The 13,308-nt window shown below is 61.7% G+C and carries 10 protein-coding genes; 2 read left to right on the top strand and 8 right to left on the bottom strand.

The window, feature by feature from the left end; translation table 11 throughout:
- Positions 1–3: 3 nt before the first annotated feature.
- The 5 genes from ACOZK9_RS25190 to inhA form a co-directional block, all read right to left on the bottom strand.
- A complete protein-coding gene (locus ACOZK9_RS25190; protein ID WP_058414136.1) occupies positions 4–780 on the bottom strand; it encodes a polysaccharide biosynthesis/export family protein in 777 nt (258 codons plus the stop codon).
- A gap of 29 nt (positions 781–809) precedes the next feature.
- Positions 810–1,721 (bottom strand): glycosyltransferase family 2 protein, encoded by a 912-nt coding sequence (locus ACOZK9_RS25185; RefSeq protein WP_058414137.1) that lies wholly within the window; start codon positions 1,719–1,721, stop codon positions 810–812.
- Between the two features lies 1 nt (position 1,722).
- Positions 1,723–3,183 (bottom strand): mannose-1-phosphate guanylyltransferase/mannose-6-phosphate isomerase, encoded by a 1,461-nt coding sequence (locus ACOZK9_RS25180; protein WP_058414138.1) that lies wholly within the window; start codon positions 3,181–3,183, stop codon positions 1,723–1,725.
- The gene (locus ACOZK9_RS25175; RefSeq protein ID WP_058414139.1) at positions 3,183–4,622 is read right to left on the bottom strand and encodes an undecaprenyl-phosphate glucose phosphotransferase; all 1,440 of its coding nucleotides are present in this window, start codon (positions 4,620–4,622) and stop codon (positions 3,183–3,185) included. The genes ACOZK9_RS25180 and ACOZK9_RS25175 overlap by 1 nt, the downstream gene beginning before the upstream one ends.
- 855 nt (positions 4,623–5,477) lie before the next feature.
- Positions 5,478–6,158, bottom strand: a complete 681-nt coding sequence (gene inhA, locus ACOZK9_RS25170) for an isonitrile hydratase (RefSeq protein WP_152751005.1) — start codon at positions 6,156–6,158, stop codon at positions 5,478–5,480.
- A 90-nt stretch (positions 6,159–6,248) separates the two neighbouring features.
- On the opposite strand from inhA, the gene ACOZK9_RS25165 reads away from it, so the two are divergent.
- Both ACOZK9_RS25165 and ACOZK9_RS25160 read left to right on the top strand, forming a co-directional pair.
- The gene (locus tag ACOZK9_RS25165) at positions 6,249–7,217 is read left to right on the top strand and encodes a GlxA family transcriptional regulator (protein ID WP_058414141.1); all 969 of its coding nucleotides are present in this window, start codon (positions 6,249–6,251) and stop codon (positions 7,215–7,217) included.
- A gap of 103 nt (positions 7,218–7,320) precedes the next feature.
- Positions 7,321–9,531: an ATP-binding protein gene (locus tag ACOZK9_RS25160; RefSeq protein ID WP_152751007.1), complete on the top strand. Its 2,211-nt coding sequence runs from the start codon at positions 7,321–7,323 to the stop codon at positions 9,529–9,531.
- A 3-nt stretch (positions 9,532–9,534) separates the two neighbouring features.
- Here ACOZK9_RS25160 and ACOZK9_RS25155 read toward each other — a convergent pair whose 3' ends face one another.
- From ACOZK9_RS25155 to ACOZK9_RS25145, 3 genes are all read right to left on the bottom strand, one after another.
- A complete protein-coding gene (locus ACOZK9_RS25155) occupies positions 9,535–10,440 on the bottom strand; it encodes an alpha/beta fold hydrolase (protein ID WP_421556822.1) in 906 nt (301 codons plus the stop codon).
- Positions 10,441–10,580: 140 nt separating this feature from the next.
- Positions 10,581–12,407: a glycoside hydrolase family 15 protein gene (locus tag ACOZK9_RS25150; RefSeq protein ID WP_152751011.1), complete on the bottom strand. Its 1,827-nt coding sequence runs from the start codon at positions 12,405–12,407 to the stop codon at positions 10,581–10,583.
- A complete protein-coding gene (locus ACOZK9_RS25145) occupies positions 12,400–13,200 on the bottom strand; it encodes a glucose 1-dehydrogenase (RefSeq protein ID WP_058414145.1) in 801 nt (266 codons plus the stop codon). The genes ACOZK9_RS25150 and ACOZK9_RS25145 overlap by 8 nt, the downstream gene beginning before the upstream one ends.
- Positions 13,201–13,308: the final 108 nt, after the last annotated feature.

Genomic DNA, 13,308 nt, shown 5'->3' with positions numbered 1-13,308 from the left:
CCTTTAGTTAGTGCCGCCACTGGTTCTGGTGTAGTTGTAGCCAACCCCGATCGACTTGGTGAACGGGATCAGTTGGTTCAGGTAAGTGTCCACGCCCTGGATGCGCTCGCCGACGTTGGACTTGGGCACGAACACCACATCACCGCGTTGCAGGTGCACGGGTTTACGCCCGTTGGGGCCGGTTTTGAGGTATTGGCTAAAATCCAGGAAGTAGGCGTGATAGGCGCCTTGAGCGTCTTCGCGCAACAGCGCAACCATGCTCGCGTTACCCGACGGGTTGACCCCGCCGGCGCCGATAATCGCTTGCTCCAGGGTGTTGGCCGTGGCGATCTGCACCGAGGTCGGGTTATTCACCGCGCCGCCGACGATCACTGCGTTGCCCGGTGCCTGGTTGATGTTCACCGTCACGCGGGGCTCGCGGTAAACCGGCGCGAGCTTGTTGGTCAACTCCATCGCCAGGTCCGACGGCTGGCGCCCGGCCACCTGGATCGGCCCCAGGAACGGGTAGTTGATCTTGCCGTCGGTTTGCACCGTGTACAGCGTCAGTTCATAGATGGTGCTGACGTTGAACGCCGACAGTGTCGGCATCTCCCCGGCATCACGCACGATGCGCAACTGGTCGCCGATGCGAATTCGCTCCACCGCCGGCGGCAACTGCGCCAGTTGGTCGAGCGCGCGCTTGCCGTCTTCGACGGTTTTGTCGTCCGGCGGCTCGATGCGCGCCGGCGTATTACACGCGGCCAGGGCCATCATGGCCAGGATGAGCACGGTTTTTTTCATAAAGGGTGACGTCCTGTTAGTCATGCTGCTCACCTCCAATAACCGGGGAACATGCTGATGCGCCGCTTTACGGCAAGGGGGAGGCGGCGTTCCTGATGGCCCAGCCGATAGCCGAGCAACTTGAACGCGCTGCGCACCAGTACTTCGGGTACGCGGTGCAATGCACCGGCTGCGCGTAAAGCCGCGAGCTCAGCCAGTACATAGCGTTTACCTTCACCGCCGGCATCGCCAAATGCCTGGCGAATCCACGGCTCACGGCCGTAGAACACGCCAATGTCGAAGTAGCGGTGAAACTCATCCATGAGTCGGTAATCGTGGGAGTGGTACACCCGCGCGGTGGCGGCGTAGCGCACGTTGTAACCTGCAAGCAGCAAGCGCGCGGCGACGTAGGCGTCTTCGCTGCCGATCACGTCGGCGGGGAAACCGCCAACCGCTTGCAACGCGCTGCGCCGGTACACGCAAAACGAGTCGGAGCTGAAACAGGTTTTAATCCCCAGTTCCGGTGCATCGGCCAGGCGCTTGCTGCGGCTCTGGGCCGGGTAGTTGAAGTGCCGCGATTGAGCGCCCAGCACGCCTGCGTCGGGGTGCGGCAGTTGGCGGCCGTACGCCACGCCGTTAAGCGGGTCTTGCTGCAACTCGTCGAGCAGGTTGGCGAACGTCTCGGGGCTTGCGGGGATCGCGTCCTGGGTCATCACGATCAGCGCGTCACCGCCCACCTGTTCACTGGCCCAGCGCCGCGTGCCGCCATGGTTGAAGTCGCCGGCGTCGATCACTTCGACCCGCGCGCCATACGCTTGAAAGCGCGCCACGGTGTCATCACGCGAGGCGCTGTCGACCACCAGCATTTCGTCCGGTTGCACGGTCTGCATTTTCAGCGCCGGCAGCAGTCGCGCCAGGTGGCTGGAGGCGTTACGGGTCGGGATGATCAACGAGGTGCGCATGTTACTTTTTCACGTCTAAGGGCGCGCGCCCGTAAATGTCGTCAAAGCGCACGATGTCATCTTCACCGAGGTACTCGCCGCTCTGCACTTCGATCATCACCAGGTCGATGATGCCGGGGTTGGTCAGGCGGTGTTTGTGCCCGGCTGGAATGTAGGTGGACTCGTTGGCGTTGATCAGAAATTCGCGCTCGCCATTGGTGATCTGCGCCGCGCCGCTGACCACCACCCAGTGCTCGCTGCGGTGGTGATGCATCTGCAGTGACAACGACGCCTGCGGCTTGACCACGATGCGTTTGATTTTGAACCGGCTGCTTTCCTCCAGCACCGTGTAGGTGCCCCACGGCCGTGTCACCGTGCGGTGCAGGCTGAACGCCGGATGGTTCTGGCGCTTGAGTTCGGCAACGATGTAGCGCACATCCTGGCTGCGATGAGCGTCGGCGATCAGCAGCGCATCCGGGGTGTCGACGATGATCAGGTCGCGCACGCCAACGGCGCCGAGTACGCGTTTGGGCGAGTCGATGTAGCAGTTGTGCACATCATGCAAAATCGCCTCGCCATTGACCTGGTTGCCGTGGGCGTCGCTGGGCGTGAGCTGGCGCAGCGCTTCCCAGGAACCGATGTCGCTCCAGCCAATGTCGCAGGGCACCACGGCCACTTGCGTGGACTTTTCCATCAAGGCCACGTCGATGGAAATATCCGGCGCGCTGCCGAACGCGTCCGAATCCAGTTCACGTTGGCGCGAGGTTTTATTTTGCAGGCTCTGGCTGTGTTCGAGTGCAGCCTTGGCGGCCGTTAATACGTCGGGTGCGTGGGCGGCGAGTTCTTCCACCAGGGTGCTGGCCTTGAAGCAGAACATGCCGGCGTTCCACAGGTGTTTACCGCCATCGAGGTAACCTTGCGCGGTGGCCAGGTCAGGTTTTTCGACGAAGCGTTTAACCCGGTTGCCAGTGCTCAGCGGCTCGCCTTGTTCGATGTAGCCGAAGCCGGTTTCGGGGTGGTCGGGCTGGATGCCGAACGTGACCAGGTAGCCGGCTTCGGCGAGGTCGCGGGCCTGGCTCACGGCGTCGGCAAACGCGACTTCATTGAGAATCAAATGGTCGGCAGGCATTACCAACAACTGCGCGCTGTCGCCGAAATGTTCCTGCACGTGCAGCGCCGCCACCGCGATGGCCGCCGCTGTATTGCGGCCAAAGGGCTCCAGCAACAGGTCCAGCGGCAGGTGCGCGGTGTTGACCCCACGGTAGTCGTCGAGCGTGCGGAACAGCAGGTCGCGGTTGGTCACCGTGAGCACGCTTTCGACGCCGGGCAGTTTGGCCGCGCGCTGGAAGGTTTTCTGCAGCAGGCTCTGGCCGTCACGCATGCGCATGAAAGGCTTGGGCATGTTCTGCCGGGACACCGGCCACAGCCGTGTGCCCGAACCACCGGAAATAATGCAGGGAATTAATCCGTTGAGGGTATTCATCAATAGACTTCCTTGGTGGAAAGGACGGCCGGGACCGTCATGAAAACGATGTACAAATCAAACCACACCGACCACTTGGAGATGTATTCCAGGTCGTACTCGACACGTTTCTGGATCTTGAACAGGGTGTCGGTCTCGCCACGGTAGCCGTTGATCTGCGCCCAGCCGGTAATGCCCGGCTTGACCCGATGCCGCGAGCTGTATTCGCTGACCGCCACTTCGAACGGAATACCCGCAGCCTTGGTCGCCGTGGCGTGCGGGCGCGGGCCGACCATCGACATGTTGCCCAGCAGCACGTTGAACAACTGCGGCAGCTCGTCGATGCTGGTCTTGCGGATGATGCGGCCGACGCGCGTGATACGCGGGTCGGCACGCGTGGTCTGGCGCTCGGCGGTGAAGTCGCTCTGGTCGGTGAACATCGAGCGAAACTTGAACACGCGGATCTCGTTATCGTTATAGCCATAACGATTCTGGCGAAACAGTACCGGGCCTTTTGAGTCGAGCTTGATCGCGATCGCCGTCGCCAGCATCAGCGGTGACAGCACTACCAGCGCCAGGCTCGCCAACAGCATGTCTTCGAAACGCTTGATCACCGGCGACCAGCCGCGCAGTGGCAACTGCGAGGTGTTGAACATCAGGATGCCGCCGACGTCGGTGATGCGGCTGTGGCCGTAGCGCAGGGCAGCCATGTCGGGCACCAGCATTACGTTCACCGACATCTGGCGCAGCCGATTGACCAGCCCGTGAATACGCTGCTCGGCGGCCCACGGCAGGCAGATCATCACTTGATTGACTTCTTCTGCGCGGATCAGTTTTTCCAGGTCACGGGTGTTGCCCAGCAACGGCAGGTTGCTCAATTCCTTGGGAATGCGTTCGGTGCGGTCATCGATAAAACCGATCAGCCCGGATCGGATGTCGCCATTGCGTTGCAGGTGATCGGCGACGTGCACGGCGGTGTCGGTAAAGCCCAAAATGACCGTGCGTTGCAGGTATTTGCCCTTGCGCATCAGGTTGCGGTACAGGCGCAGCATCAGCAGGCGCTCGATGCAGAACAACGCCAGGCTGGCGAAGTACCAGGCCACCAGGTTGTGGGGCGTCAGTTGCGGAAAAAACTGCAGAATCTGGTACATGAACAACAGGATGCAGAATGCCGCAGACCACGACACCACCTTGGTACGCAGGCGCAAGCGATTGCTGAACAGCTCTTCGGAATAGATGCCCAGGGCGTGGAACAGAATAATGGTCAGGACTGCAAAAAACAGCAGCAAGCCGAGGAAGTGAGGGCGCAGTTCGGGGTCCATCGGTTCGATGAAAAGCACTAACACCAGTGGCGGCAGAATGGCCGACAAGCCATGGATAAATTTGACGAAGACAACAAAGAACTCAACGAATCCGGCGCGGGTTAAAAACAGGCTGTCGACTGACGACTTTTCTCGCATAAAAACATCCTTCATTGCACGCCAGGCCCCTGTTCGACTGTTTAATCGATAAGGCAGCAAGCTGCTTATTGAGTAAGGCAAGTCGAGCGACGACTACTCTGGGTAAAACGCAACTGTCCCTTCACATGAAGCTATTCAAATGAATTGATTTTGCTGGGTAAATACGTAAGGAGTGTTCCGTTTGGGTTGCTTAGTCAATCAATTGACAATGGTGCGGAGGTGTCAGTCTTGAAGCGTTAATCGGTCTTTTTGTCGGCATTTTATTGACGTTCCTTGTTCAATAGAGTGTTCAATGCGGTGTTCAATACAGTCGGTGTAAGGCCCTGTTTTTGAGTGTAGGAACAAATCCAGGAATTTTCCTGTGGAATATGAAAACCTTTTTCGAGAGGGGCAAGAAAGGAGGACAAAGAGGCGCGGCGAGGCTGGGCTAACGGCCCTGAATGCGGGGGCTTGGTGCAATTAGAAGGTACTTTTACAACTAACAAAAAATTGGCTGGGGAGGCTCAAAAAGTTGCTTTACAGACGCTGGATTGTTACTGATTAGTCGCAACTGAGCCCGTCGTGGTGAGCGGTCTGGGGGGGGGGGGGGGGGGGGGGGGTGGGGGGGGGGGGGGGGCGCCCCCCCCCCCCCCCCCCCCCCCCCCACCCCCCCCCCCCCCCCCCCCCCCCCCCCCCCCCCGGGGGGGGGGGGGGGGGGGGCCGCCGCCCGCCCCCGGGGGGGTCTTATTACCACACTCCGGTTATTAAATTTTTTCCCCCCCCCCCGGGGGGGGGGGGGGGGGGGGGGGGGGGGCCCCCCCGCCCCCCCCCCCCCCCCCCCCCCAAAAACCCCCCCCCCCCCCCCCAGGCGCTACATCACCCCAACCGGGCGGCCGCGCGTGCGACGATTTCGCCGCGCGCCTTGCGCGATTGCTCCGTAAGCCGGTTGGCTTCCTCCAGCACCGACTTGGGCGCCGTGTCCGGGCTGCCCGAATCAAACGGCGGCGCGGGCGCGTATTCGATCTGCAATTGCACCAACTGCGCGGTCGCCTCGCCGTATAACTCAGCCGCCAGGGTCAAGGCAAAGTCGATGCCAGCGGTGATGCCACCCCCGGTCAATAAATTGCCGTCACGCACCACGCGCGCCTGCACCGCGATTGCACCCAGCGGGGCGAGCAGGTGGTGGTACGCCCAGTGCGTGGTGGCTTTGCGGCCGCGCAGCAAACCCGCTGCGCCGAGCACCAGCGAACCGGTGCACACCGACGTCACGTAGCGCGCGTTCTGTGCCTGGGCCTTGAGAAAATCCAGCGTGTGCGGGTCTTCGATCAATGCACCCACGCCGGAACCGCCCGGTACGCACAGCACATCCAGTTGCGGGCAGTCGTCATAGGTCATGGTCGGGGTGAAGACCAAGCCGGTGCTCGACGTGACCGGCACGAGGTCTTTCCACACCAGGTGCAGCTTTACGTCCGGCAGCGAGCCCAGTACGTCATAGGGGCCGGTAAGGTCCAGTTGCTGGATGCCGGGGAACAACAAAAAGCCGATCTGTAAGGTCATCAATCATGCTCCGATAAAGGGGTGGACGGCGTTACTCTAGAGGCCTAGGCTTTGGCGAATACGCCATTGGACCCACCTATCACGCCAATCATGACCCGAATAATCCACGTACTCGCGTTCGATAACGTCCAGGTGCTCGACGTGACCGGGCCTTTACAAGTGTTCGCCTCGACCAATGACCTGGCGCGCCAGCGCGGCTTGCCGCCGCCTTACGCGGTGTCGGTGATCGCTGCGCAGGCAGCGCCGGTGATGACCTCGGCCGGTTTGGCGCTGGTCGCCGAGCCGCTGCCGGCAGCGGATAAACCCTGTGACACCTTGGTTATCGCTGGCGGCTGGGGCGTTTACGGCGCCGCCGAAGACCCAGCGTTGGTGGCATGGGTGAAAGAAAAAGCCCGGCACACGCGGCGCATGACCTCGGTGTGCACCGGCGCTTTCCTGCTGGCGGCCAGTGGTTTACTCGACGGCTGCCGCGTGGCCACCCACTGGACTCGCTGTGAAGAACTGGCGCGCAAGTTTCCTTCGTTGACCGTGGAGCCCAACCCGATTTTCATCCAGCAAGGCGCGGTATGGACCTCTGCGGGCGTAACGGCCGGTATCGATTTGTGCCTGGCCCTGGTGGAAGAAGACCTCGGCCGCGCGGTGGCGCTGGAGGTTGCACGGCACCTGGTAGTGTTCCTTAAACGCCCCGGCGGCCAGTCACAGTTCAGCGTGGCGTTGTCACTGCAAAAGGGCGACAGCCGCTTCGCCGACCTGCACGCCTGGATGGCCGAAAACCTTACCCTTGATTTGAACATCGCCACATTGGCCGCGCAGGCCGGCATGAGCGAGCGCAGCTTCGTGCGCCACTACCGCGCCGAAACTGGCCAGACGCCCGCGCGCGCGGTCGAGTTGATACGCGTGGAAACCGCGCGCCGGCAACTGGCCGACAGCACGGCGTCGATCAAACGCATCGCGGTGCAATGCGGTTTTGGCTGTGAAGAAACCCTGCGACGCAGTTTCCTGCGGGCGCTGGCGGTTACGCCCCAGGCCTACCGCGAGCGCTTCAGCCTTACACGTTAAACGAAAACGTACACATTCGGATCAAGGTGTTATGTTGGCGGCTTCCGCAGTGATCTCCCCCGTCTGCGCCGCTATTCCCTCCGCCCCCGGCGTGACGTCTCTCATGAAGCCATTGCCTGCGATCAGCGCCGATCCTCTGCGAGACGATTGCGCGAGCGAACCTATTCACATCCCCGGCACGATCCAGCCGCACGGATTGCTGCTGACCTTGAGCGAACCGACGCTGGTGGTGCTGCAAGCCAGCACCAACCTGAATGCCGAGCTTGAGCTGGGGCCTTTGGCGTTGTCCGGGCAGGCGTTGGGCAGCCTGATCGGCGCGGATGCGTTGGCCCAAATACGCTTGGCGCTGGCAGACCTGGACGCCGATGAAGACGAGCTGCATCAGGTGACGCTCAACGGCAACCTTTACGATGCCGTGCTGCACCGCCATCAGGGCCTGTTATTCCTGGAGCTGGAACGCTCGGTCATACCGCGCCATACCGCTGCGCTGCAGGTCGCCCGAACCCTGCGCCGCCTGCAGGCAGCCAAGACCCTCGATGCGCTGTACCAGACCTGCGTGACCGAAATACGTGCATTGACCGGCTACGACCGGGTCACCCTGTACCGGTTCGAGCAGGAAGGCCACGGCAAAGTCATCGGCGAAGCGCTGAGCGAGGGTATGCAACCGTACTTGGGCCTGTGTTTCCCGGCCTCGGATATTCCGCCGCAGGCGCGTGAGCTCTACCGCTTGAATTGGGTTCGGGTGATCCCCGACGCAACCTACGTGCCGGTGCCTATCTTGCCGGCCATGCGTCCAGACACCGGCGCGCCCTTGGACCTCAGTTTTGCAGTGCTGCGCAGCGTCTCGCCGGTGCACTGCGTTTACCTGAAAAACATGGGCATACGCTCGTCGATGAGCATTTCGCTGCTTAAGGACGACCAACTCTGGGGCCTGATCACCTGCGGCCACCGCGAGCCTTTGCGCGTGCCACACGAGTTACGCACGGCGTGTATCAGTGTCGGTCAATTATTGTCGATGCAGATCACGCTGCTCCAGGAAAAGGAGGCGCGCCGCCACGAGCAGGAAAAAACCGCCATGATCGACGCATTGGTCAGCGCCATGGCGGCGGATACGCTGGATGTGATGGAGAGCCTGCTGCCTTACGCGCACACCTTGTTGAGCCTGACTGGCGCCGATGGGTTGGCGATTCTGGTGGAGGAGCGTCTGCACACCTTCGGCGTTTGCCCGAGCGACGAGCACATTCACGCCCTGTACTCGTGGGTTCAGCAACAGGGCAAAGGCGTGGTGCACAGCCACCAATTGTCCGCGGACTTCTCGCCGGCCGAGGCTTATCAAACCGTCGCCAGCGGCCTGTTGGCCTTCCGGTTGCCCAAGCCGGTCAATAATGCAGTGATGTGGTTTCGCCCCGAGGTCAAAACCACCGTGCAGTGGAGCGGCGAACCGGTCAAACAGCGTGAGGTGGGAGCAACCGCCTTGACCCCGCGCCTGTCATTTGAGCTATGGAAACAGCAGGTCGACGGCAAGGCGCTGCAATGGTCTGCCTCGGAGCTGCAGGCGGTGGCCAGTTTGCGCCGAAACGCGCTTGAACATGACCTGGCCCGTCAGGTACAGCGCGAACATGCCGCCGTGCGCGCGCGCGATGAGATGGTGGCGGTGGTCTCGCACGACCTGCGCAGCCCGCTGACTATCTTGCTGATGCAGTGCGGCATGATGCGCAAGATGGTGCCCGCCGACGACACCAAAGCCACCTTGCGTTTGAACAACGCGATTGAAACCATGCAAACCGCCACGTCGCGCATGAACACCTTGCTCGAAGACTTGATCGACATTTCGCGCATCGAAGCTGGGCGTTATCGCGTCGCCTTGCAAACGCTGGACGTGACGTCGACCCTGGAACAGCTCGGCTTGATGTGGCACCCGCTGGCCTCGGCCAAGGGCGTCAACCTGACGTGGAGCAGCCAACCTGGGCTGAGCATCCAGGCCGACCCGGAGCGGCTGTTCCAGGTGTTTTCCAACTTGCTCGGCAATGCGCTGAAATTCACGCACTTGGGCGGGGCAATCGAGGTGATGGCCCTGGCGGCGGGCGACGAAGTGCTGTTTCGTGTGTGTGACAACGGCTCCGGCATCGGCGCGGCGCAATTGCCGTATATCTTCGAGCGTTACTGGACATCGCGTGAAGGCAACCCGACCGGCAGCGGCCTGGGCTTGTATATTTCCCACGGCATAATCGAGGCCCACGGCGGCACGCTTTGGGCCGAAAGCGTGGAAGGGCAGGGCAGCGTCTTCAGTTTCCGGGTTGCGGCGGCTCAGTAACGCTCACCTTCTATCGAGTAATTCGCACAGCGCCGCAAGCGTCGCCTGCGGCGCTTCCTGTGGAATATTGTGGCCCACGCCGGGCAACACTTCGCGCCGATAAAAACCGCTGAAGTGCTCGATGTCATCGTCCTCCACCGGCGCCGGGCCGACGCCATCATCGGCGCCGCACAGCGAAATCGTCGGCACTGAAATCGGCGGTTGCAGCGCCAGCGCCTGCTCGATGGTTTCCAGTTGCGGGTCGCCAGGCGCGTACATGAAGCGATGGCGATACGAATGAATCACCACCTCGACAAAATCCGGGTTATCAAATGACGGCGCGGTCTGGGCATACAGGCCCGGCCCCTCGGCCCAGCTCGGCGACCACAGCCGCCACAATAATTCACACAGCTCACGACGATTGGCGGTCAAGCCGTCCACGCCGCGCTGCGTGTGAAAATAGAACTGGTACCACAACCGATGCTCCTGCTCCGGCGCCAGAGGCTCGTGCGATGTGGCGATGTCCTGGATATTGTAGCCATCAGCGGTCACCAACCCGCGCACCCGCTGCGGCCATAGTGCCGCGACAATGCACGCGGCGCGGCCACCCCAGTCATAACCCGCGAGGGTGGCTTGCGCGATGCCCAGCGCGTCCATGAAATCGAGTAAATCCTTGGCCAACGCCGCCTGTTGACCGGAGCGCATCACCTGCCCGTCAATAAACCGCGTCGGGCCGTAACCGCGCAGGTACGGCACCAATACCCGGTAGCCACGTTCAGCCAGCACCGGCGCAATTTCATCGTAGCCGCGTGGGTCGTAGGGGAACCCATGCAGCAAGATCACCGGCTCTGCGTCGACAGGGCCATGGGCTTCACAGGCAATGTCGAGCATGGAGGTGCGCACGTGAAGCAGGGCGGCAGCGGTGGTCATGATGGATTCCTGTGGCATCAGCATCAGCGGGCTTGTGTGGCGAGCAAGCCCGCTCGCCACCGGTTTTTTGTTTGCCTTGGAAGTGTATGTAGGCAGCTATGCGCCTGGGCTATGGTCCTGGGCTGTGCGCACGCACCATCTCAAGGTTGCCAGGTGGTCTTCTCCCCACTGAGTTTGCGATCCAGAAAGGTCGCCGCGCTGATCAGCGCCAAATGGCTCAACGCCTGTGGCGTGTTGCCCAAATGCCGGGCCTGGCTGTCGAACTCCTCAGCGTACAGCCCCAGCGGGTTGGCGTAGCGCAGCAGTTGTTCGAACTCCAGGTGGGCTTTTTCGACTTGGCCCGCCCGCGCTAGGCATTCGACGTACCAGAACGAGCACGCCGCAAATGCGCCTTCGGTGCCTTGCAGGCCGTCGATCTGGCTGTCGTCGTTGCGGTAGCGATAGACCATGCCGTCGCGCACCAGGCTTTTCTGGATCGCTTCGAGTGTCGACAGCCAGCGCGGATCGGTGGCCGCGACGAAGCGCACCAGTGGCATCAGCAGCATCGAACCATCCAGTGCAGTGCTGCCGATATACTGCACAAAATGCCCGCGTTCTTCGTTCCAGAAGTTGCTCCAGATGTCAGCGTAAATCGCCTGCCGCGTCTGGTCCCAGCGCGCAAACGGCGCCGGCAGCGAGCGCTTGTAAGCCAGACGGATCGCACGGTCCAGCGCTACCCAGCACATCAGCCGAGAATGCAGAAAGTGGTGCTGTTCACCGCGCATTTCCCAAATGCCGACATCTTTTTGATTCCAGATCTCGCACACTTGGTCGGTGACTTCCACCGTGTGTTGCCAGCCCTCGTGGGAGATCGCTTCACCGTATTTATTGACCAGGTAAACCGCATCCATCAGTTCGCCGTAGATGTCCAACTGGATCTGGTCGAACGCTTCATTGCCGATGCGTACCGGCTTTGCACCACCATGGCCGCTGAAGTGATCCAGCTCGGTTTCCGGCAGTTCCTGGCGGCCGTCGACGCCATACAGAATGTTGATTTTGGTCGGTTGGCCGCAGCAGTCGCTCACACGGCCCTTGAGCCAGCGCATGTAAGCATTGGCCTCTTCGGTGAAGCCCAGTCGCATAAAGGCGTAGACGGTGAAGGACGCATCGCGGATCCACGTGTAGCGGTAGTCCCAGTTGCGCTCGCCGCCCGGTGTTTCCGGCAGGCCGAAGGTGGCGGCGGCGATGATCGCGCCGTGTTTGCGCGAGGTTAAAAGCTTCAGCGCCAGGGCCGAGCGGTTGACCATTTCGCGCCAGCGCCCGCGGTAATTTGATTGGGCGATCCAGCCACGCCAGAACTTCAACGTGTGCGCCAGCGCCAGGTCGGTGCAGCCACCGTCGACACGCGGGTCGTCCTGGCCGCCGAGGACAAATTCGGCGCCTTCTTCCTGGTTCAGGGTGAAGTGGGTTACGGCGGCATTGTCTTCGATTTGCAGCGGGTGGCTGCCGGCCAAACGAATGCCGGGTTGCCCGTCTGCGGTAAAACACACATCGGCTTTGTCGGCGGCGGCGCGGGTTGGCGCGCGCGCATAGTCGTGGCGTACCGCGCAGCGCAGGTGAATGGTCGCCTTGCCGCTGACCACGCGGACCCTGCGGATCAGCAAGGGTAAGTCGTCGACCTCTTCGCTGATCACCAGCAGGTCGGTGATTTCGACCACGGCTTCATCGCTCAGCCAACGGGTCTGCAGCACATTGGTGTCGGGCAGGTAAATTTGCTCGCGACGGGCGTTGGGCAGGTCGGGCGTGAGTTGGAACACGCCGGCTTCGGGTGTGTCCAGCAGCGAGCAAAATACCGACGGGCTGTCGAATTCCGGCCAGCAGAAAAAGTCGATGCTGCCTTTGTCGTTGATCAGTGCCGCGCTGCGCATATCGCCAATAATGCCGTGGGCATCGATGGCGCTTTGCGGTTCGTTGTTGAAATCAACCATTGCCACGAAACTCCGGATAAAGGCTCATGCCGCCATCAATAAACAGGGTGCTGCCCACCACGTAATCAGACGCGTCGCTGGCCAGCCAGACCACCGCGTTGGCCACGTCTTCAACGTCGCCGACGCGGCCGTAAGGGATCAACTTGAGCAGCTCTTGTTCGGCCGCGCCTTCGGTGGCCGCACGGTTGATCGCCGTACGAATGGCCCCCGGCGCAATCCCGTTGATGCGGATGCGCTGTTCGCTGACTTCTTGCGCGAGGGTGCGCATCAACATCTCGACGCCGCCCTTGGAGGCCGCGTAATTCGCATGCCCGGCCCAAGGAATCAGTTGATGCACCGAACTCATGTGGATGATTTTGCCGGCGGCGCGTGACACGCCATCGCGCACGCCCTGGCGGTTGAAAATACGCACGGCGGCGCGAGCACACAGGAATTGGCCGGTGAGGTTGACGCCGATCACGGTGTTCCAGTCGTCGAGGCTCATGTCGACCAGGTTGGCGTCTTTCTGCATGCCGGAATTGGCTACCAGAATGTCCAGGTGGCCGAAGGCGTCGAGGGTTTGCGCGAACAGGCGCTCAACGTCAGCTTCTTTCGACACATCGCCACCGATGGCAATCGCCCGGCCGCCGTTGGCATTGATCTGCGCGGCGAGGGCTTCGGCCGGCGCCGCCTGCGAGTTGTAATTAAGCACCACTGCCGCACCGGCTTCGGCCAGTGCCTTGGCGGCACCTGCGCCGATGCCCGAACTGGCGCCAGTGACGATGGCTACTTGTTGCTCCAGCGAAAGATGCATTGCCTGCCCACCTTTTATCTGCAAGTTCAGTTAGCTGACTGGTGGGGCAGGGCACAAGTTCACCCTTAAACCGCCGGATAACGCCAGGAACCAAGCGATTGCTGCGGG

The organism is Pseudomonas kitaguniensis, from assembly GCF_049199985.1.
Lineage (GTDB): Bacteria > Pseudomonadota > Gammaproteobacteria > Pseudomonadales > Pseudomonadaceae > Aquipseudomonas > Aquipseudomonas kitaguniensis.
The sequence above is the reverse complement of the archived record's forward strand: the minus strand, read 5'-3'. Positions and strand labels throughout refer to the sequence as shown.